Source organism: Pseudomonas sp. NFACC08-1, from assembly GCF_900106735.1.
Lineage (GTDB): Bacteria > Pseudomonadota > Gammaproteobacteria > Pseudomonadales > Pseudomonadaceae > Aquipseudomonas > Aquipseudomonas fluorescens_Q.
The window spans coordinates 545,545-565,010 of the sequence record NZ_FNNL01000002.1 but is presented as its reverse complement, the minus strand read 5'-3'; the positions used below and the strand labels follow the sequence as shown (position 1 = coordinate 565,010).

Sequence of the window (19,466 nt, the reverse complement as noted above, 5' to 3'; positions counted from 1 at the left end):
TTAAGCACAGCAGGAAAAACGGCTAGCAACTGGCTCGAGTATCTGGCAACACCCCCTGCCCACTCTGATCCTTGTCAACTGCTTGGCTCGTCCGACGCCCACACCGTGACTCACTTGAACCGAGTTGATTTAGCTCAATGTCTTTGCAGCCCTCAGGCGTAGAAAAAGCAAACCAGGGAGCCGGCGATCTCCCCGACCATTTATGCGCGGCCTGTTCATCCGAGGCCTTTTATCGAGTCGAGGCCATGAAAAAAAACCACCAATGGAACCTGTCCTACTTCTTCATTGCGCTGGCCGTGTTCAGCCTGGTGCAGTTCCTGTTTTTCGAACGCCCCGCGGTGCAGGTCATCCCCTATAGCCAGTTTCTGCAATTGCTGAACAATCGGCAGGTCAGCGATCTACGGGTAGAGAAGGACCAGATCCGCGGCCAGTTGCAGGAACCCATCGACGGCCACACCCAGTTCGCGACCGTGAGGGTGGAACCGGCACTGGCGGCAGATCTCGCCCACTCGGGGGTCGGGTTCACCGGCATCAACGAAAACACCTTCCTGAGTGGCCTGCTGGGCTGGTTGCTGCCCTTCGTGCTGATCATGGTGATCTGGCATTTCCTGTTTCGTGGGCTGGCGGAAAAACAGGGCATGGGTGGTTTGATGAACATCGGCAAGTCCCGCGCCAAGGTGTTCGTCGAACGCGATACCGGCGTGACCTTTGCCGACGTTGCCGGCATCGACGAAGCCAAGGTCGAGCTGGTGGAGATTGTTTCTTTCCTCAAGGACAAGGCGAAATACGCACGCTTGGGGGCGCACATTCCCAAAGGTACATTGCTGGTCGGTCCGCCAGGCACCGGCAAGACCCTGGTTGCCAAAGCCATCGCTGGAGAGGCCGGCGTGCCCTTCTTCTCGATATCAGGGTCAGAATTCGTCGAGATGTTCGTTGGTGTCGGCGCCGCTCGCGTGCATGACTTGTTCGAACAGGCCCGACAGGCCGCGCCCTGCATCATTTTTATCGACGAGCTCGATGCGCTGGGCAAAATGCGCGGCGTCGGCGTCCTGGGCGGCAATGACGAAAAAGAGCAGACCCTCAACCAGCTGTTGGCAGAACTGGATGGGTTCGACCCGCGTGAAGGGGTCGTGCTGCTGGCGGCGACCAACCGCCCCGAGGTATTGGACCCGGCGCTGTTGCGAGCCGGCCGGATCGATCGACAGATCCTGATCGATCGCCCCGACCGTAAAGGCCGGCAGGCGATCCTCAAGGTTCACCTGCAGAAGATCGTCACTGGCCAGGACCTCGATAGCGAGCGTATCGCCGACATCACCACGGGTTTTACTGGCGCAGACCTGGCCAACCTGGTCAACGAGGCCGCCATCATCGCCACTCGCCGCGGTGCCGAAACGGTCAGCCTCGACGATTTCACCGCGGCCGTGGAGCGCATCGTTGCCGGGATCGAACGCAAGAGCAGCCTGTTACATCCCGATGAACGCCAAGTGGTGGCCTACCACGAAATGGGACATGCGTTGGCGGCCAGCAACCTCCCGGACATGGACCCGGTCCATAAGGTATCGATCGTGCCGCGCGCCATTGGCTCGCTGGGCTATACCCTGCAGCGACCGACGGAAGATCATTTTCTCGTCAGTTGCCAGATGCTCAAGGACCGCATGGTCGTGCTGATGGCGGGACGTGCCGCCGAATGCCTTGCCTACGGCCAAGTCTCGACCGGGGCCGCCGATGACCTGGCCCACGCCACGGATATCGCCCGACAGTTGATCACCCGCTTTGGCATGAGCACAGAGCTTGGCCTGGCGGTGCTGGAACGCAAAAGTGCCAGTTACCTGGGCGAGCGCACGGAAATGGGTGACAAGGACTACTCGGAACAAACCGCCAGGGAAGTCGACCTGGGTATCCGCGCCTTGCTCGCTGAAGCCTATCAACGCGCCAGGACACTGCTGGAAAGCCATCGGGAAGACCTCGACGCCGGGGCCCATCTGCTGGTGGAAAAGGAAACCCTGACACCTGAAGAGTTTGCCCCGCTCCTGCCGCTCAAACGCGCTGCGCTGCCTTTGCGACTGGTTTGACAGCGCCTGGCCGTTGATCGATCTGTCACGGCGTGAACGAATCCAACGCCCCCCTGTACGCCCACCCACGACACAATAGCGTCATCTGCAAGTCCCATAGTGAAGGTTTTCACCCCCATCCTTTGTACCCGTTCTGCGTCTATCGATAGCCGGTATGGCTTTAGGCGACAAAAAACAGGCATGGCTGAGTTGTTGTTCTATGCTTGCTCCAACTATAGGAAATTTCCTCATGGCCGAGTCCGAACCGCGACTTCTGCGGGTGCATGCCCTCAAGACCGCTTGCTCGAACTGCAGCGTGCTTGAGCTGTGCCTGCCCATTGGCCTGACGGGCGGTGAAGTCGAGCGCCTCGACACCCTGATCGCCCAGCGAGTGAAGGTCAAGAAAGGCGCGGCGCTGTATCGCACCGGCGACCCGCTGCGCTCGTTGTATGCGGTGAGATTGGGTTTCTTCAAGACCAGCGTCCTTTCGGTAGACGGTCGCGAACAGGTCACCGGTTTCCAGATGCAAGGCGAAATGCTTGGCCTGGACGCCATCAGCACCGATCGCTACGCCTGTAATGCCATTGCCCTGGAAGACAGCGAAGTCTGCCCGCTCCCCTTCAACCTCCTGGAAAAACTGGCCCACGACTTACCGTCGTTGCAGCACAACCTGAATAAACTCCTGAGCCAGGAAATCGTGCGCGACCACGGCATGCTGTTGATGCTCGGCAACATGAACGCCGACGAACGCCTGGCGGCGTTTCTATTGAACCTGTCCCAGCGGCTTAACATGCGAGGTTATTCCTCCAGGGAATTCGTGCTGCGCATGAGCCGCGAAGCCATCGGCTCCTACCTGGGCCTGCGCCTGGAAACCATCTGCCGGGGCATCGCCCACCTGCGCCAGGAGGAACTGGTGGACATGCATGGGCGCAACGTCACGATTCTGGACTTGCCCGGCCTCAAGCAAAAAGTCGCCGGTTGTCATCGTCATGCGGAACTGTGATGCCTGCTCTGCATGACATCTGATCTACGTCAATACCCCTCCACGCCTTCAAGCCGAGATTAAGACTCAGCGTTCGAACCTTTGCATCGACGAAGGTTACCGAACCTCCCGTCTCATGGAGGCTTTGATCATGGCAACGCACCTGCAAGGTACAGAACCGGTCATCCCGACCGTCACACCTCACCCTTTGGCCGGCAGTTTGCGAAAGGTCGAGCCCAGACGCCTGTCGCTGAGTTTGCTGATCGCTCTGGTCGTCGGTTCGATGATCGGCAGCGGCATCTTCAGCCTGCCCCAGAACATGGCCGCCAGCGCCGGTGCCGGAGCGATCCTGATCGGCTGGCTCATCACCGGCGTGGGCATGCTCTCGCTGGCCCTGGTCTACCAGACTCTCTCCAACCGCCAACCGGAACTGGACAACGGTGTGTTTGCCTACGCCCGTGCCCTGGGTGGCGAATTCCTCGGTTTCAATTCGGCGTGGGGCTATTGGATCAGCGCCTGGATCGGCAATGTCAGCTACCTGGTGATTCTGTTCGCTGCGCTCAGCTACTTTTTCCCCGTGTTTGGCGAAGGCAATAACAAAGCCGCGATCGTTGGCGCGTCCGTGGTGCTGTGGGCATTGCACTGGATGATCCTGCGCGGGATGCGCACCGCCGCCAAGGCCAACGCCCTGACGACGATCGCCAAGGTGGTGCCGTTGCTGTTGTTCATCGGACTGGTCATTGCCGCGTTCTCCAAGGACACCTTCATGGTGGATTTCTGGGGCACGCCGGCGCTGGGCAGTACGCTGGACCAGGTCAAGAGCACCATGTTGGTGACGGTCTGGGTGTTCATCGGTATCGAAGGCGCCAACGTATTCTCCGCCCGGGCCGCCGAACGGGCCGACGTCGGCCGCGCCACGGTGATTGGCTTCATCCTGACATTGATGCTGCTGATCGCCGTTTCCCTATTGTCCTTGGGCATCCTCAGACAGCCCGAACTGGCCGCGCTGAAGAACCCTTCCATGGCCGGTGTACTGGAAGCGGTGGCCGGGCCTTGGGGCGCGGTGCTGATCAGTATTGGCCTGATTGTGTCGGTGGGCGGCGCGCTGCTGGCCTGGACGCTGTTGGCAGCCGAATCGGTGTTCACCCCGGCCAAGGAAAAGGTCATGCCGCGCCTGCTGGCCACGGAAAACCAACACGGCGCACCGGCCAACGCGCTATGGATCACCAACGGCTGCATCCAATTGTTCCTGTTGCTGACCCTGTATTCGAGCGCCAGCTACCTGGCGCTGATTTCACTCGCCACCTCGATGATCCTGCTGCCCTACCTGTTCAGTGGCCTGTATGCACTGAAAATGACCTGGCAAGGCCAGACCTACGCCGGCCATCGCGGCCTGCAACTGCGCGACATGGCCATCGCTGTGGTCGCGACGGGCTATTGCGTCTGGCTGCTCTACGCCGCCGGCCCCCGGTACATGCTGCTCAGTGCCCTGCTCTATGCCCCCGGCTCGCTGATCTACCTGAGCGCTCAACGGGCCAGGACGGGCCGGGCCCTCACTGGTTTTGGCTGGGGCCTGCTGCTGGTGATCTGGGCGGCGGCGATCTTCGCCGGCTGGATGCTCTGGTCCGGCCAACTGTCCTTGTAAGTTCGCAAGCATGCATTGACCTGTTCGGCAACGGTATCTGGTCATCTGTTCAGGTACCCGCCCGAACATCACCCAAGAGGAAAATCAAATGTCCAATTCAGTGAAAAAGATGCCGGTCAAAACCGAAGACAACGCTCCGCATCCCGCCAAGACTGACCTCAGGCATCCATTTGAAAAGCTCCGCCAGCAGGTAGATCGCCTGTTCGATGACTTCAACCGGGGCACGGGGATTTCGCCCTTCAGTCGCGGGTTGTTCGATGTCGAACCCTTCTGGCGTCGCGAGTTTTCCATGAGCAGCCTGCCGGCCGTTGACATCACCGAGAAGGAAAAGAGCTTTGAAATCACCGCCGAGTTGCCCGGCATGGATCAGAAAGACATCGAAATCCGCCTGGCCAACGGCAACCTGATCATCAAGGGGGAGAAAAAAGAAACCAAGGAAGAAAAGAAAAAGGGTTATCACCTGTCCGAGCGCCACTACGGCTCCTTCGAACGGGTGTTCAACCTGCCAAAAGGCGTCGACAGCGACAAGATCGAAGCCCAGTTCAGCAAAGGCGTGCTGACGCTGACACTGCCAAAAAAACCGGAAGCACTGAAAGCGGAAAAGGTCGTGCCGATCAAGGCCGATTGATCGCTTTGAACCCTGCCCCTCGCCGGCCAACGACGAGGGGCTTTTTCATGCCTGTGCTTATTTCAGGCCGAATGCGTCGTTGAAGCGGCCGGCCCCTTCGCGAGCAGGCTAGCTCCCACTCTGGAGCGTGGCGCGCACAAATCCGGTGGGCACAGAAAATCCCCTTGCTCGCCAAGGCGGTCGTTCAGAGTTCGACGCTATCGCGGTACTCCGGCACCGACACCGACCACCCCAGTTCGTCGCCAATGCGATGGCGCAAGACGTCGGACGCATTGGGTTCGCCATGCACCACATAGGTGTGCCGGGGGGGTGTCTTGAAGCCGCGCAGCCATTGCATGATTTCGTCGGCATCGGCATGGGCCGAGAGCGTTTGCATGGGCACCACTTCGGCATTGATCGGCACGTCCTTGCCATGGATGCGCACCGCAGGCTCACCCGCCACAATTCTCGCACCTCGCGTACCGCCAGCCTGGAAACCGGGCATCAGCAAGGTGTTGATGGGGTTGGGCGCCAGGCTCTTGAGGTGGTGCAGCACGCGCCCGCCGGTGGCCATGCCACTGGCGGCAATGATCACCGCCGGGGTGCGTTGCAGGTCCAGGGCCATGGAGTCCTTGACCGAGCGCACCGGATGGGCGATGTGGCACATGCCTTCGCACTCTTCCCTGGAGAGACGATGCTCGTCACCAAAGCGCTGGTACAACCGGGTGACGTCGATGGCCATGGGGCTGTTGAGGTAGATCGGGATATCGGGGATCGCCCGGCGTTGTTTCAGGCGATACAGGTGGTACATCAGCAACTGGGCACGGCCAACCGTGAACGAGGGCACCAACGTGATGCCACGGCGCAGCGCGGTGCGAGTGATCACCTCAGCCAATTGATCTTCCGGCGACTCGTGTGGGTGTCGACGGTCGCCGTAGGTCGACTCCACCAGCAGGACATCCGCCTGCTCGATGACTTTCGGCGCGAACATCACCGGATCCTCGGGTCGCCCCAAGTCCCCGGAACACACCAGTGTCACCCCACCAGCCTGGACCTGTACCGTCGCGGCACCGAGGATGTGCCCGGCGCGACGCAGCAAGATGGTGATCCCCCGGGCGATCTCCACCGGGTGTTCGAATGCAATCGGGCGCAGCAGTTTCAGCGCTCGTTCAGCGTGTTCACGGGTGTACAGCGGGAAGGCCGGCGCGTGTTTGGAAAACCCCTTGCGGTTAGCGTATTCGGCTTCTTCTTCCTGCAAGCGAGCGCTGTCGCGCAGCAGGATCTTCACCAGCTCGCAGGTCGCCGGCGTGGCGTAGATGGGGCCGCGATAGCCATTACGCACCAGCACCGGCAGGTAGCCGCTGTGGTCCAGGTGGGCGTGGGTCAGTACGATCGCATCCAGGTCACGCATCGGCAGCTCGAAGGGGTCCCAGTTGTGCAGGCGCAACTGCTTGTAGCCCTGGAACAGACCGCAATCGATCAGGATGCGCTGATCGTCGTGTTCCAGCAGGTACTTGCTGCCTGTAACCGTACCGGCGGCCCCGAGAAATGTCATGCGCATGGCGGTGCTCCTGGACAATCGATCGTAAGTCTATTGGTCACATTGCTTGACCTCGTTGCCGTTGATCTTTGTCAACAACCCAGCGGTCAAGTCCGATTCATCACACCGCCAGAACACTGCACGACACCTGGTACAGGATGTGCTCGGTCGTGCTGCCCAGTGGCCCATACAGATCGTCGTGCTGGAATCGCCCCATGACGATCACGTCCACTTCATGCTCCAGGGCAAATTCACTCAGGGCCGAGACCGGATGCCCCAGTAGAAAATGCCTGCGCTCGGCCGGCACACCAAACAGGTTCGCCAGTTCCAGGAAGGTTTTTTCCAGGCTCCTGCGCAGTTCCTTGCTGAGCTGCGACAGCGACAGGCCGCCACCGCCCGCATCCCCCAGATAGACTGACGACACCTCATAGGCGTGAACCAGATGCAGCTCGGCGTCGCACTGTAAGGCCAGCCCCATGGCCTGGCGGATGATCCGGTCATTCAGCCCGCTGTTCTGGGCAAACGCACTGGAAGGGTCCACCGCCGCGACCACTGTGCGCGGCAGCGCATGACCGGTGGCCCCCACCAGGTACATCGGAACAGGACAGTTGCGCAGCAGTTGCCAGTCCAGCGGGGTGAAAAATGCCCGCTTGAGCATGGGCTCGTGTTGTACCTGCTTGATCAGCAAGTCCGGCTGGATCTGCGTAACGTGTTGCAGGATCTGCTTGCCCATCTTCTGGGCCCATTCCACCTCAGTGGTGACCCGCAGGCCACGGCGGCGCAACTTGTCCGCCTCATCCTCCAACCAATGACGATGGTCCTGGAGATAGTTCTGCCGCGCTTCCTCACGAGGCCCTTCTTCAAGCAGCGAAAGGATGTCCAGCGAGGGAATCAAGGCGGTGACATGCAAGTGCGCCCCACTGGCCGCCGCCAGGGCCGCGGCGTGATGCAGGGCGGGTGAATGGCGTTGTGCCGGGTTGAGGATCAGCAACAGGCGTTGGTACTGGCTCATGATGGGTCTCCAAAGTCGGGCTCGAACGCCACGGCGCAGCGTCGATGCCATGAGGCATGTTGGCCGTCATTGCGGCGTCGGCGTCCAGCGCCAATTCAAGACTTCGGGCATGTCCTGCCCATGCTCGATGAGGTACAGCTGATGCTTTTCCATGGTTGCCCAGTAGCGATCCCGAGCGCTGTCCACCAGCGGCTGCAACCGTGGCACGCGCTGGATGACATCGAGCGCCAGTTGGTAGCGATCCAGGTGGTTGATGACCGCCATGTCGAACGGCGTAGTGGTGGCGCCCTCCTCCATGAAACCGCGGACATGGAAGTTATCGTGGTTGTGACGCTTGTAGATCAGTCGATGAATCAGCGACGGATAGCCGTGGAAGGCGAAAATCACTGGCTTGTCCACGGTAAACAACCCATCGAACTCGGCGTCCGGCAACCCGTGGGCATGCTGTTGCGGCGGTTGCAGGGCCAGCAGGTCGACGACATTCACCACCCGCACCCGCAGGTCTGGCACGTATTCACGCAGCAGCGTGACAGCGGCCAGGGTTTCCAACGTTGGCACGTCACCGGCACACGCCATCACCACGTCCGGGTCTTCGTCGTTGTTGCAGGCAAAGGCCCAGCGACCGATCCCGACCGAGCAGTGCCGAACGGCCGAATCGATGTCCAGCCACTGCCATTCCGGCTGTTTGCCGGCCACGATCACATTGATGTAATCGCGGCTCTTGAGGCAGTGATCGGCCACGGACAACAGGCAATTGGCGTCCGCTGGCAGGTAGATGCGCACCACGTCGGCGCTCTTGTTCGCCACCAGGTCGATGAACCCCGGGTCCTGATGGGAAAATCCATTGTGGTCCTGTCGCCAGACATGGGACGTGAGCAGGTAATTGAGCGAAGCAATCGAGGCGCGCCATGGGATCTGGGCAGCGGTCTTGAGCCATTTGGCGTGCTGATTGAACATCGAATCGACGATGTGGATGAACGCCTCATAGCAGGAAAACAGCCCATGCCGACCCGTCAGCAGATACCCCTCCAGCCAGCCTTCACACACTTGCTCGCTGAGGATTTCCATCACCCGGCCGTCGCACGCCAGGTTCGTATCGCCCGTCTCCAGGGCCGCCATCCAGGCTTTGCCACTGACCTCGTACACCGCATCAAGGCGATTGGAGGCGGTTTCGTCGGGACCGAACAGGCGGAAATTGGCTGCCCCCAGGTTGTGCTTCATCACATCGCGCACAAAACCACCCAACACCCGGGTGGCCTCTGCCTGCACGCTGCCGGGCGCGTTGAATTGCATGGCGTAATCGGTGAACCTGGGCAGTTCCAAGGGTTTGAGCAGCACGCCGCCATTGGCATGAGGATTGGCGCCCAGGCGCCGATGTCCCGTCGGCGCCAACGCGGCAACGTCCGGCAGCAACGCACCGTTGTCGTCGAACAACTCCTGCGGACGGTAGCTCTGGAGCCATTGTTCCAGTTGCGTCAAATGGACGGGCAGCTCGAAGTGGCTCAGCGGCACCTGGTGGGCGCGCCAGGTGCCTTCGACCTGCTGGCCATCGACGAATTTCGGACCGGTCCAACCCTTGGGCGTGCGCAGCACCAGCATCGGCCAGAGCTGGCGTTCCAGGGTACGTCCCGACGAATCCGCGCGGGCCATGCGCTGGATTTCGCGAATCTTGAGCAACATGCCGTCCAGGGTCCTGGCCAGCTGTTGGTGCACCGCTTGCGGGTCGTCGCCTTCGACAAAATAAGGATCGTAGCCGTAGCCATACATCAGGGCCGACAGCTCGTCTTCACTGATGCGCGAAAGCAGCGTGGGGTTGGCGATCTTGAAACCGTTGAGATGAAGAATGGGCAGTACGGCGCCGTCACGCCTGGGGTTGAGGAATTTATTGGAATGCCAGCTCGCCGCCAACGTCCCGGTTTCCGCCTCACCGTCGCCGATGACGCAGGCCACGATCAGGTCAGGGTTGTCGAACGCCGCGCCATAGGCATGGGCCAGGGAGTAACCCAACTCCCCACCTTCATGGATGGAGCCGGGAATCTGCGCCGAGACATGGCTGGATAAGCCATAAGGCCAGGAAAACTGCCGGAACAGGCGCAACATTCCGTTTTCGTTCTGCTCCACCGAGGGATAACACTGGGTGAAGCTACCCTCCAGGTAGCTCTGGGCGACGATGGCCGGGCCGCCATGACCGGGCCCGGTGATCAGGATCATGTTCAGGTCACGGGTCTTGATCAGGTGATTGAGGTGCACGTAAATCAGATTCAGCCCAGGCGTCGTGCCCCAGTGGCCCAGCAAGCGAGGTTTGACATGCCCCTGTTGCAGTGGTTTGCGCAACAACGGGTTGTCCTTGAGGTAGATCTGTCCTACGGCCAGGTAATTGGACGCACGCCAGTAGGCGTCAATACCTTCCAGTTGGTCGGGGCTGAGAAAATCGCTCATCACGTCCTCCGCAAAAACACAGGGTTGCCATGCCTGATTCTGGAACGCGGGAATAAGGGTGACTTGATTTACATCAGAACCAGGGACGCTAAGGTCATACAAGGTGCTTGCTTGATGCCCTGGCGCCGCTCACTGGCATGGCGAGCGCCCGCTCACACAGGAGAATGCTCATGCGCGCCATGGTCCTGCACACGATTGGCCAGCCCTTGCAACTGGAAGAACGCCCTCAACCGACGCCGGCCGCCGGGCAACTGCTGATCAAGGTGCAAGCCTGCGGTGTGTGCCGCACCGACTTGCATCTGTTCGACGGTGAACTGCCCCAGGCTCGATTGCCTCGGGTGCCGGGCCACGAGATCGTCGGTGAGGTCACCGCCGTCGGCGCGCAGGTGGCCCCGGACTGGATCGGCCGACGGGTGGGCGTGCCCTGGCTGGGGTGGACGTGTGGGGTGTGTGAGTTCTGCCGCTCGGGCCGGGAGAACCTCTGCGACCAGGCACTGTTCACTGGCTGCCAGTTGGACGGCGGCTATGCCGACTACACCGTCGCCGATGCGCGATTCTGCTTCCCCCTCCCCGATACGCTTGAGGCCGCCGAAGCCGCGCCTCTGCTGTGTGCAGGGCTGATCGGTTTCCGGGCCTTGCAGATGGCGCAAAACGCCCCTCACTTGGGCCTTTATGGCTTCGGCGCCGCTGCGCACCTGGCGATCCAGGTCGCCGTGGGCCGGGGCCAGCAAGTCTATGCCTTCACTCGGCCCGGTGACGACCTCGGCCAGGCCTATGCCCGTTCGCTGGGCGCGACCTGGGCCGGGGCATCGGATCAGCTCCCGCCCCATCTGCTGGACGCCAGCCTGATCTTCGCCCCCGTCGGCGAACTGGTGCCACTGGCCTTGCAAGCCACCGCCAAAGGCGGTTGCGTGGTGTGCGCCGGCATTCACATGAGCGACATCCCTGCCTTCCCCTATCGCCTGTTGTGGCAGGAGCGCAGCGTGCGCTCAGTGGCCAATCTGACCCGCGCGGACGGCCTGGCGTTTTTCGAACAGATCCAGCGCACACCCGTGCATTGCAACGTGACCTGCTACCCATTGGTCCAAGCCAACCAAGCGCTGGAACACCTGAGGAGCGGACAGCTCAACGGGGCCATCGTACTCATCCCTTGACCGCCAGCACACTGCCCGGCACCGAGTACAAGGCACGTTCTGTCGTGCTGCCAATCAAACGCTCAAGACCGGCGCGGTGCACAGTGCCCATCACCACCACGTCGGCCTCGAATTCGTCGATGAATTCCTGGATCACCGGCACTGGCAGGCCAACGACGAAGTGCCGACGCTCCGCCGGTACGCCACAGCGCCCGGCCAGGCTGATAAACGCCGCATGCAGCGATTCGCGCAGGGCGTCGGCAAAGTCGTCATCCCAAGCCCCGGCCAGCAACGAGGCTTCGCCGTTGAAGGCCGGCGACAGGTCGCAGGCGTACAACAGATGAAGCGAGGCATCGCATTGCCGGGCCATCGCGGCAGCAGTCTGGACGATGTGCTCGTTCAAGGCATTGGCCTCGGGGTCCGAAGGGTCCACCGCCGCCACGACCCGGCGCGGCAAGCCGTGCACCGCCTGGTTGACCAGATGCACCGGCACCGGACAGTCGCGCAACAGATGACAGTCCAGCGGCGTTGCGAACACGCGCTTGAGCAAAGGTTCGAGGGCAACGTCCTTGATCAGCAGGTCAGGCTGGAACTGCTCGACATAGCGCAGGATGTCCAGCAACGGATGGAGCGTCCATACCACGTGAGTCGTCACATCCAGGCCTTCCTCCTTGAGCAGCGCCGCCTCCTCCACCATCCAGCGACGGTAGCGGTGCAGATAGCGCTGCACACTCGCTTCATCGATTTTTTCACCCCATAAGTGGGTGCGCGCCGGCGGTTGGACGAACGCGCACAAGTGCAGTGCGGCGCCGCTGGCCCGGGCCAGGGCACAGGCCCTGCGCATCGCTGCAGAGGGGTGCAGATCAGGTTCGACGATCAATAGCAGACGCTGGTATTGCCCCATCGCACACCTCCATCGGATTGCCCACACGAAATCCAGAACCTTGCACCGGCCTTTTCCGGAGCGATCTTCAGCGTGCGCCCATCAAGGCCCCGGACGGTTTGATCTGAATCAAAGGCCGGGCAATCGACGGGCGGATACGCAGGCACTGATCCAGATCAGAATCGATCGCCGTGGCGGGCGTAGAACAGTACCGAATGCGTAGCTTTTTATCGCACCGCACGTGCACATCCGAGGGAGGATCGCACCATGCTCACTGTCAAAGACCACAACGAACGCGCCGCTGCCCTGTATGCCAGCATCAGTGGCAAACACTGGATCCAGGCACTCAAGGACGGCCGGCATGTCTTGATCCGCCCGCTCAGGGAGCAGGATCGCCAGCGCGAATACGACTTCATCATGCGCCTGTCACCGGAGTCCCGGCACATGCGCTTCCTGGCGCAGATCAATGAGCCAGGCGCGGCGCTGCTCGATAACTTGATGGACGTCAACTGCAAGACGCGCATGGCCTACATCGCCCTGGTCCATGACAACGGCGAGTTGATCGAGATCGGTGTCAGCCGCTATTGCGCGACCCAGGAACACGAATGCGAGTGTGCGGTGACGGTCGCCGACCCTTGGCAACACCTGGGACTGGGGACGTTGTTGATGGAGCACCTGATCGACACCGCGCGTAAAAACGGCTATCGCCAGATGTACTCCGTCGATGCGGCCAGCAATGCGCCGATGCGGGACTTGGCCCATAGCCTGGGTTTTGAAACCCACAGCGATCCCGACGACACCCGGCAGGTCATCCACCGGCTCTACCTTTGATCCCGGACGCTGCGCGAGGCCTTGGCATGGCCTCGCGCCGCGTTGCGCCAATCACGCTTGCGGCTTGATCGCCAATACGCTGCAGGGCGCCCGTTGCAGCAGCAGCTCAGCGGTGGTGCCCAGGCGCTTGTCCAGGCCACGATGCGCCGTGGTGCCCATGACGATGACATCGATCTGGTGATCGGTAGCGAACGTGCAAATGCTGTTCAGCGGCGCCCCTTCGATGAAGTGGCACTGCTGCGGTGCGACCCCGTGCCGCTCGGCCAGGGACTCGAACACCTCGTGCTGTGCCTGGCCCAACGCTTCATAGAGCCCAGTGGCCAGGGGCAGCGCACCAATGCCCATATCCGAGGCGTAGACAGCCGTCCAATCGAAGGCGTGCAGCAACTCGACCTGGGCGTTGCATTGTTCCGCCAGTTTGACCGCGGCGTCGACGATCCGGTCGTTGAACACCAGGTCCTGCTCCTCGCTGCGCAGCACATCGACAATCGCCAGGACCCGCCGAGGCCGCGGGTTACGAGCGTCCGTGACCAGATGCACTGGCACCGGACAGTCACGCAGCAAGCGCCAGTCCAGGGGCGTGAAAAACACCCGCTTCATTGCCGGTTCCGGCTGCGCGTCCTTGATGATCAACGCCATCGGCATCTCCTTGACGTATTGCTGCAAGGCTTGGAAGGCATCCTTGCTCCACACCACCTCGCAGGTCACCTCGACGCCGTGCCGACGTGCCAGTTCGGCCTGTTGCCACAGCCAATGCCGATGGGTTTCCAGATAACCCTCACGCGCTTGCTTGACCTGTTCCGGGGCGAACAGACCGGCCACCGAGAGCAACTCCAGGTAGTCGAACGCCACGATATGCAGGGGCAGGTCCAGCGCCAGGGCCAACTCGGTGGCGCGGTCGAACGCCGGCGTACGGATCATGGCGTCAGGCGCCACTAGCAATAAACGTTGAGTCTGGGACATGGAACACCTCGGCACGTGGCGACAGCCACTTAAAGGATTGAGGGTTCCAGAATGAACGCCTGCCCGAGACAGGACTTGATCTTCATCAAACAGCCATCATTCAGGCTGACAAACTCGGGAGCAACAGCCCTGCCCACATCGCCAGCGTGACCAGCACCTGGCCGGGAATCACATACCCGGCGAACCTTCGCCCGCCACTGAGCCAGGCGACGACGCATTTGCTCAGAGAGTTGCTGCTCAGCGCCATCAGGACCGGTACGGCGACGCCGTCGAAGGGCAACAACCCGCCCTTGGCCAGAGAAGCGATGGAGGCCGTCGAGGCATGGGCGTCGAGCAACCCGCTGAAAATCGCGGTGACGGTCACCCCGGCCTGGCCAAACACATCGAGCATCGCCGACGAGAGGACAGTGATAGCGGCCATCGCCAGGACCATCGTCATCGCCAGTTTGAGGCTGAAGGCGCCGCTGTGCTTGATGGTTTCATCGGCCCGCGCCCTTGGCCGGGGAAACATCAGCACGCCGGCATAGAGCAATACCATCAGCATCCCGCACACCAACGGCCCCCACATCCAACGCAGCAGCGCGGGGTCCACGGCTGCGAGAATCAGGCCCATTTGAGTCACCGTCGCCAGATTGGATAACATCGCCGCAGCGCTCACCACCTTGAGATTGATCGGCTCTTTGGCCGCGATACCGCCCATGGTCGCGACAGTCGCCGTGGCAGAAGCAAACCCCGAGGCAATCGCACTGAGGGCGTAGCCATAGCGGGTCCCCAGGGTTCGAACCGCGACATGCCCCAGCGCACCCACCGCCATCAGCATGACGGTGAGGGTGCACAGGTTGCGCAAGTTGATTGCGTCATAAGGCCCGAGGAATCGATCCGGTGCCAGCGGGAGCACGACCAGCGCGGCGATCAACAGCACCAGGCCATCGCGCATCTCGGTGGCCGTCAATTGGTTGCGGGCAAAGTGGTGCAACGCCTGGCGGCTGGCGAGCAGCCCGGCCATCACCACCCCAATCGAGGTCGCCAGGCCTGGGGCGCTCGCACAGAGCGCGCCCAGTGCCAATACTGCGAACAAGGCCACCTCGCTGGTGATCCCCGGATCCTTGTCGAGGTTTCGCCAATAGGCCACGGTGACCAATGCGCCCAGGGCGAGCGTCATGCCCCCCAGCAACAAGGGACCGCCCGCCTGGACCGCCAGGTAGCCGAGCACGGACGTGATGGCGAAGGTACGCAGGCCGGCGAAGTCGCGCCGGTCGCCCTCGCCTTTGCGTCGTTCGCGCTCAAGCCCCACCAACAGGCCGATTCCCAGCGCGGCGGCGGCATTGGCGAAGGCCAGGGTTTCAGTCATGGTTCGGCTCTCTGGCACTGTCTGCGGTTGTCACTCAATCCAGAGGTCCGAGCCGGCTGCGCTCGTGCCCTGGGGCGACTGATCATGCTCAAACATAGCGCGATTGCCGCGCCGTTGCCGCCTTCGATGCAACGCTTTGAAGCGTGTTTGATGCAAATCAAGTTACCGGGCTCCATGACGCTCATGATCGATGACAGACACCACGCCGCGCGAAACGTCGCCCGGCGCCAACAGGTCCTTGCCCGGGAGGTTTGTCATGTCTACGCAATCACGATTGATGCTGGTCGTCTCGCCACTGATGGAACACAGCCCGGCGTTCGACCGGGCCGCCGCACTGGCCAGGGCCGAAGGCGCGGCGCTGCATATTGTCGCGTTTGACTACCTCGAAGGCCTGGCCACGGCGGGCCTGGTCAACGAGCAGGCGCTGGAGCAGATGCGCTTGGGCTACATCGAGCGCCATCGGCAGTGGCTGGAGGAACAGGCCAGGCCCCTGCGCAACCTCGGCATCGAAGTCACGACAGAAGTGACGTGGGTCGAGCGCCCCTTGCAGGAAATCCTGGTCCACCTCAAGGAAGCGCCGATGGCTGCGCTGATCAAGTCGGTGGACCCTGAGTCGTGGTTTTCCCGACTGATGTTCACGCCGCTGGACGTGCATCTGCTGCGCGAATGCGAGGTCCCGCTGCACTTCGTCAACAAGGTCGCCCACGCCCGCCCGCGCAAGATCCTGGCCGCCATCGACCCGTTCCATCAGGACGGACGCTACGAAGGCCTCAATGATCGGATCCTGAGCGAAGCCAACAAGCTGGCCACCCGCTGCGACGCGACGCTGGAAGTCATCTACGCCTATGACCTTTCGTCCATTACCGCCGCTGAATACGGTTTTGGCAACGGTTCGATGTTCTTCTCCTCGACCCTGGCCCGCCAGCTCTACGAGTCCCAGGGCGCCGCCTTCGATGCACTGGCCGAACGCAATGGCATCGCCGCGGACCAGCGACGCATGATCATGGGTGACCCGGCCAAGGTGCTGGCGAGCTACGCCGCGTCCCATGACATTGATGTCATCGTCATGGGGCGCGTGCGCTACGGCAGCCTGGACAAGCTGATCGGCAGCACCGTCGAAGGCCTGCTGTACAAGATGCCCTGCAGCTTGTGGGTGATTGCGCCGCAGCAGATGGGCTGAAGGCAGTCCTGTGCCGATGGCCTGTAGAACAACCGCTCCGTATCCACAGGAACGCGGCTGATGAACCGACCGAGCAACATACCAGCGGCGCACCCGACAACGCCCTCGCAGGGCCTGGCCTGGTACACGTTGCCCGCCGAACAGGCGCTCAAACACCTTGATGTCGATGAGCAAGCCGGGCTGGACATCGCCGAAGTCCAGGCCCGGCTTGAGCGTACGGGTTTCAACCGGTTGTCGGCGTCAGCCCGACGGCCAGCGTGGCGGCGATTTCTGCTGCAATTTCATAACATCCTGATTTATGTGCTGCTGGGTTGCGCTGCAATCACCGCTGCGCTGCAACACCTGTGGGACACGGTGGTCATTCTCGCTGTCGTGGTGGCCAATGCGATCATTGGCTATGTCCAGGAAGGCAAGGCCGAGCAGGCCATGGACGCCATCCGCAACATGCTCGCGCCCCGGGCAACGGTGATACGTGCCGGCGAACGCCTGGGCATCGCAGGTGAGGAACTGGTGCCCGGCGATATCGTCTTGCTGGAGGCCGGCGACAAGGTCCCGGCGGATCTGCGCCTGCTGCATGCCAACCGGCTCCAGGTCCAGGAAGCCATCCTGACCGGAGAATCCGCACCGGCCGAAAAAAATACCGAACCGGTGCGCATCGAAGCGGCCCTGGGTGATCGTGCCTGCATGGCCTTCAGTGGCACCCTGGTGACCTGCGGACAAGCGACAGGGGTCGTTGTCGCCACCGCGACATCGACTGAAATCGGGCGCATCAGCAACCTGCTGTCAGCAGTGGAGCCGCTGACGACGCCCCTGATAAAGCAAATGGATGCCTTCGCCCGCTGGCTGACGCTATTGATTTTGCTGATCGCCGGTCTGCTACTCGCTTATGGCCACTTTGTCGGGCATTACGTCTTCACCGAGATATTCATGGTCGTGGTGGGCATGTCGGTCGCAGCCATACCCGAGGGATTGCCCGCCGTACTCACCATCACCCTGGCGGTGGGCGTGCGGGCGATGGCCCAGCGCAACGCCATCGTTCGGCGCCTGCCGGCCATCGAAACCCTGGGCTCGGTATCGGTCATCTGCACGGACAAGACCGGCACCCTCACCCGTAACGAGATGATGGTGGCATCCGTCGTCACCCGTGACCTGACCTTCACCGTCGACGGTGTCGGCTACCAGCCTTCGGGCAACATGAACCTTGCCGATCAATTGATCGACACCTCCCACCACCCGGTGCTGGCCGAACTGGGGCGCGCGACGAGCCTTTGCACTGACGCACGCTTGAGGCAGCACGAAGACACCTGGAAAGTCGAAGGGGACCCCATGGAGGGTGCATTGCTGGTGTTTTGCGCCAAGGCCGGCATCAACGGCGAAGAGGAACGCGGCACTTGGGCCCGCACCGATGCCATTCCGTTCGACGCCAAACACCGTTTCATGGCAACGCTGCATCACAACCATGACCGGCAAGCCGCCATTTATGTCAAAGGTGCGCCGGAGCAGATTCTGACCATGTGCACGCACCAGCGCAGCAACACGGGGGCGACGGCCCCGCTCGATGCCGACTATTGGCACGCGCAGGCCAATGCCATCGCCCGCAAGGGCCAGCGCGTGTTGGCGCTCGCCGTCAGATCCGTCCCGCCCGAACACGCCATCCTGGAGTTTGCCGATGTGCAAGGGACACTGACCTTGCTTGGCCTGGTCGGGATGATCGACCCGCCCCGCCCGGAAACGATCCAGGCGATCAAGCAATGCCAGGCGGCCGGCATTGTCGTGAAGATGATCACAGGGGATCACGCCGGCACCGCCTGCGCCATCGGTGATCAGATCGGCCTGGACAACCCCGACAAGGTACTGACCGGCAGCGACCTGGACGCCATGAACGATGCCACCCTCAGGGAATCACTCAAGCAAGTGAACATCTTCGCGCGTACCAGCCCCGAACATAAGCTGCGGCTGGTGACGTTGCTGCAACTCAACGGCATGACCGTAGCCATGACCGGCGACGGCGTCAACGACGCGCCAGCGCTCAAACGCGCAGATGCCGGCATCGCCATGGGTTGCAAAGGCAGTGAAGCAGCCAAGGAAGCCGCGGACCTGGTACTGGCGGACGATAACTTCGCCTCCATCGTGGCCGCTGTGCGTGAAGGCCGGACGGTCTACGACAACATCAAGAAAGTGCTGAGCTGGACGTTACCCACCAACGCGGGCGAGACAATGACCCTGATTGTCGCGCTGCTGTTTGGCCTTACATTGCCAGTCACGGCGATACAGATCCTGTGGATCAACCTGATTACCGCCATCACGCTGGGTATCGCGCTGGCGTTCGAACCAACCGAAGACAACACCATGCGCAGGCCACCGCGCTCACGACAGGAGCCGTTGATCAGCGGCGCATTAGTCTGGCATATGGTGCTCGTTTCCATTCTGTTCCTGTGCGGTGTCTACGGCATCTTTACCTATGCCCTGGACCGAGGCTACTCCGTCGAACTGGCCCGCACCCTGGCAGTGAACACCTTGGTCGTGATGGAAATTTTCCACCTGTTCTTTATCCGCAATCTCTACGGCACGTCACTGACCTGGAAGGGCCTTCGGGGTACGAAGGTTGTGTGGGCGACCGTCGCGGTAGTGACCGTCGCTCAATTCGCCATCACCTACGCGCCGCCGCTGCAAACCGTGTTCGCGACCCAAGCGGTGCCCTTCATGGATGGACTGCTGATCATCGCGGTGGGCATTGCGCTGTTCGCCATCATCGAAATTGAAAAACAGCTTCGACTGCGTTTAACCGAGTCCGATCGTCAACCGTGACGATCCCACTCCCCGCGCCACCAGCCTGCAAGGAACTGAAT

At 61.7% G+C, this 19,466-nt stretch carries 14 protein-coding genes; 8 read left to right on the top strand and 6 right to left on the bottom strand.

Translation table 11 applies throughout. The features are described from left to right. Positions 1 to 245 precede the first annotated feature (245 nt). From ftsH to BLU76_RS06080, 4 genes are all read left to right on the top strand, one after another. The gene (gene ftsH, locus BLU76_RS06095; protein ID WP_092221957.1) at positions 246 to 2,072 is read left to right on the top strand and encodes an ATP-dependent zinc metalloprotease FtsH; all 1,827 of its coding nucleotides are present in this window, start codon (positions 246 to 248) and stop codon (positions 2,070 to 2,072) included. 229 nt (positions 2,073 to 2,301) lie between these two features. Continuing rightward, complete coding sequence (gene fnr, locus BLU76_RS06090; protein WP_092141716.1) at positions 2,302 to 3,054, top strand: fumarate/nitrate reduction transcriptional regulator Fnr; 753 nt, start codon at positions 2,302 to 2,304, stop codon at positions 3,052 to 3,054. A 130-nt stretch (positions 3,055 to 3,184) separates the two neighbouring features. Further along, positions 3,185 to 4,678 (top strand): arginine-ornithine antiporter, encoded by a 1,494-nt coding sequence (arcD, locus tag BLU76_RS06085; protein ID WP_092221955.1) that lies wholly within the window; start codon positions 3,185 to 3,187, stop codon positions 4,676 to 4,678. A gap of 88 nt (positions 4,679 to 4,766) precedes the next feature. Further along, positions 4,767 to 5,306: an Hsp20/alpha crystallin family protein gene (locus tag BLU76_RS06080; protein WP_092141722.1), complete on the top strand. Its 540-nt coding sequence runs from the start codon at positions 4,767 to 4,769 to the stop codon at positions 5,304 to 5,306. A gap of 184 nt (positions 5,307 to 5,490) precedes the next feature. On the opposite strand, the gene BLU76_RS06075 is transcribed toward BLU76_RS06080, so the two are convergent. From BLU76_RS06075 to BLU76_RS06065, 3 genes are all read right to left on the bottom strand, one after another. Then, the gene (locus BLU76_RS06075) at positions 5,491 to 6,846 is read right to left on the bottom strand and encodes an MBL fold metallo-hydrolase RNA specificity domain-containing protein (protein ID WP_092221953.1); all 1,356 of its coding nucleotides are present in this window, start codon (positions 6,844 to 6,846) and stop codon (positions 5,491 to 5,493) included. A 100-nt stretch (positions 6,847 to 6,946) separates the two neighbouring features. Continuing rightward, positions 6,947 to 7,837 (bottom strand): universal stress protein, encoded by an 891-nt coding sequence (locus BLU76_RS06070; protein WP_092221951.1) that lies wholly within the window; start codon positions 7,835 to 7,837, stop codon positions 6,947 to 6,949. A 66-nt stretch (positions 7,838 to 7,903) separates the two neighbouring features. After that, on the bottom strand, positions 7,904 to 10,276 hold the full coding sequence (locus BLU76_RS06065; RefSeq protein ID WP_092221950.1) for a phosphoketolase family protein: 2,373 nt from the start codon (positions 10,274 to 10,276) through the stop codon (positions 7,904 to 7,906). 170 nt (positions 10,277 to 10,446) lie between these two features. Here BLU76_RS06065 and BLU76_RS06060 point away from each other — a divergent pair, with 170 nt between their 5' ends. After that, the gene (locus BLU76_RS06060; RefSeq protein ID WP_092141734.1) at positions 10,447 to 11,430 is read left to right on the top strand and encodes a zinc-dependent alcohol dehydrogenase family protein; all 984 of its coding nucleotides are present in this window, start codon (positions 10,447 to 10,449) and stop codon (positions 11,428 to 11,430) included. Here the strand turns inward: BLU76_RS06060 and BLU76_RS06055 are convergent. Next, positions 11,420 to 12,313 carry a universal stress protein gene (locus tag BLU76_RS06055; RefSeq protein ID WP_092221948.1) on the bottom strand — a complete coding sequence of 298 codons (894 nt, stop codon included), beginning with the start codon at positions 12,311 to 12,313 and terminating at the stop codon, positions 11,420 to 11,422. The two genes, BLU76_RS06060 and BLU76_RS06055, sit on opposite strands and share 11 nt — an antisense overlap. Before the next feature lie 246 nt (positions 12,314 to 12,559). Here BLU76_RS06055 and BLU76_RS06050 point away from each other — a divergent pair, with 246 nt between their 5' ends. After that, positions 12,560 to 13,123 (top strand): GNAT family N-acetyltransferase, encoded by a 564-nt coding sequence (locus BLU76_RS06050; RefSeq protein WP_092221946.1) that lies wholly within the window; start codon positions 12,560 to 12,562, stop codon positions 13,121 to 13,123. Between the two features lie 51 nt (positions 13,124 to 13,174). Here BLU76_RS06050 and BLU76_RS06045 read toward each other — a convergent pair whose 3' ends face one another. Both BLU76_RS06045 and BLU76_RS06040 read right to left on the bottom strand, forming a co-directional pair. Beyond that, positions 13,175 to 14,086, bottom strand: coding sequence for a universal stress protein (locus tag BLU76_RS06045; protein ID WP_092221945.1), 912 nt, complete (start codon positions 14,084 to 14,086; stop codon positions 13,175 to 13,177). A gap of 100 nt (positions 14,087 to 14,186) precedes the next feature. Continuing rightward, positions 14,187 to 15,437, bottom strand: a complete 1,251-nt coding sequence (locus BLU76_RS06040) for an MgtC/SapB family protein (protein WP_092221942.1) — start codon at positions 15,435 to 15,437, stop codon at positions 14,187 to 14,189. A gap of 256 nt (positions 15,438 to 15,693) precedes the next feature. Here BLU76_RS06040 and BLU76_RS06035 point away from each other — a divergent pair, with 256 nt between their 5' ends. Then, positions 15,694 to 16,617: a universal stress protein gene (locus tag BLU76_RS06035; protein WP_092141745.1), complete on the top strand. Its 924-nt coding sequence runs from the start codon at positions 15,694 to 15,696 to the stop codon at positions 16,615 to 16,617. Between the two features lie 60 nt (positions 16,618 to 16,677). Then, on the top strand, positions 16,678 to 19,425 hold the full coding sequence (locus tag BLU76_RS06030; protein ID WP_092221940.1) for a cation-transporting P-type ATPase: 2,748 nt from the start codon (positions 16,678 to 16,680) through the stop codon (positions 19,423 to 19,425). Positions 19,426 to 19,466: the final 41 nt, after the last annotated feature.

Coding starts and splice junctions, on each gene's coding strand:
- ftsH (WP_092221957.1), top strand. CDS start 246: ATGAAAAAAAACCACCAATGGAACCTGTCCTACTTCTTCATTGCGCTG.
- fnr (WP_092141716.1), top strand. CDS start 2,302: ATGGCCGAGTCCGAACCGCGACTTCTGCGGGTGCATGCCCTCAAGACC.
- arcD (WP_092221955.1), top strand. CDS start 3,185: ATGGCAACGCACCTGCAAGGTACAGAACCGGTCATCCCGACCGTCACA.
- BLU76_RS06080 (WP_092141722.1), top strand. CDS start 4,767: ATGTCCAATTCAGTGAAAAAGATGCCGGTCAAAACCGAAGACAACGCT.
- BLU76_RS06075 (WP_092221953.1), bottom strand. CDS start 6,846: ATGCGCATGACATTTCTCGGGGCCGCCGGTACGGTTACAGGCAGCAAG.
- BLU76_RS06070 (WP_092221951.1), bottom strand. CDS start 7,837: ATGAGCCAGTACCAACGCCTGTTGCTGATCCTCAACCCGGCACAACGC.
- BLU76_RS06065 (WP_092221950.1), bottom strand. CDS start 10,276: ATGAGCGATTTTCTCAGCCCCGACCAACTGGAAGGTATTGACGCCTAC.
- BLU76_RS06060 (WP_092141734.1), top strand. CDS start 10,447: ATGCGCGCCATGGTCCTGCACACGATTGGCCAGCCCTTGCAACTGGAA.
- BLU76_RS06055 (WP_092221948.1), bottom strand. CDS start 12,313: ATGGGGCAATACCAGCGTCTGCTATTGATCGTCGAACCTGATCTGCAC.
- BLU76_RS06050 (WP_092221946.1), top strand. CDS start 12,560: ATGCTCACTGTCAAAGACCACAACGAACGCGCCGCTGCCCTGTATGCC.
- BLU76_RS06045 (WP_092221945.1), bottom strand. CDS start 14,086: ATGTCCCAGACTCAACGTTTATTGCTAGTGGCGCCTGACGCCATGATC.
- BLU76_RS06040 (WP_092221942.1), bottom strand. CDS start 15,437: ATGACTGAAACCCTGGCCTTCGCCAATGCCGCCGCCGCGCTGGGAATC.
- BLU76_RS06035 (WP_092141745.1), top strand. CDS start 15,694: ATGTCTACGCAATCACGATTGATGCTGGTCGTCTCGCCACTGATGGAA.
- BLU76_RS06030 (WP_092221940.1), top strand. CDS start 16,678: ATGAACCGACCGAGCAACATACCAGCGGCGCACCCGACAACGCCCTCG.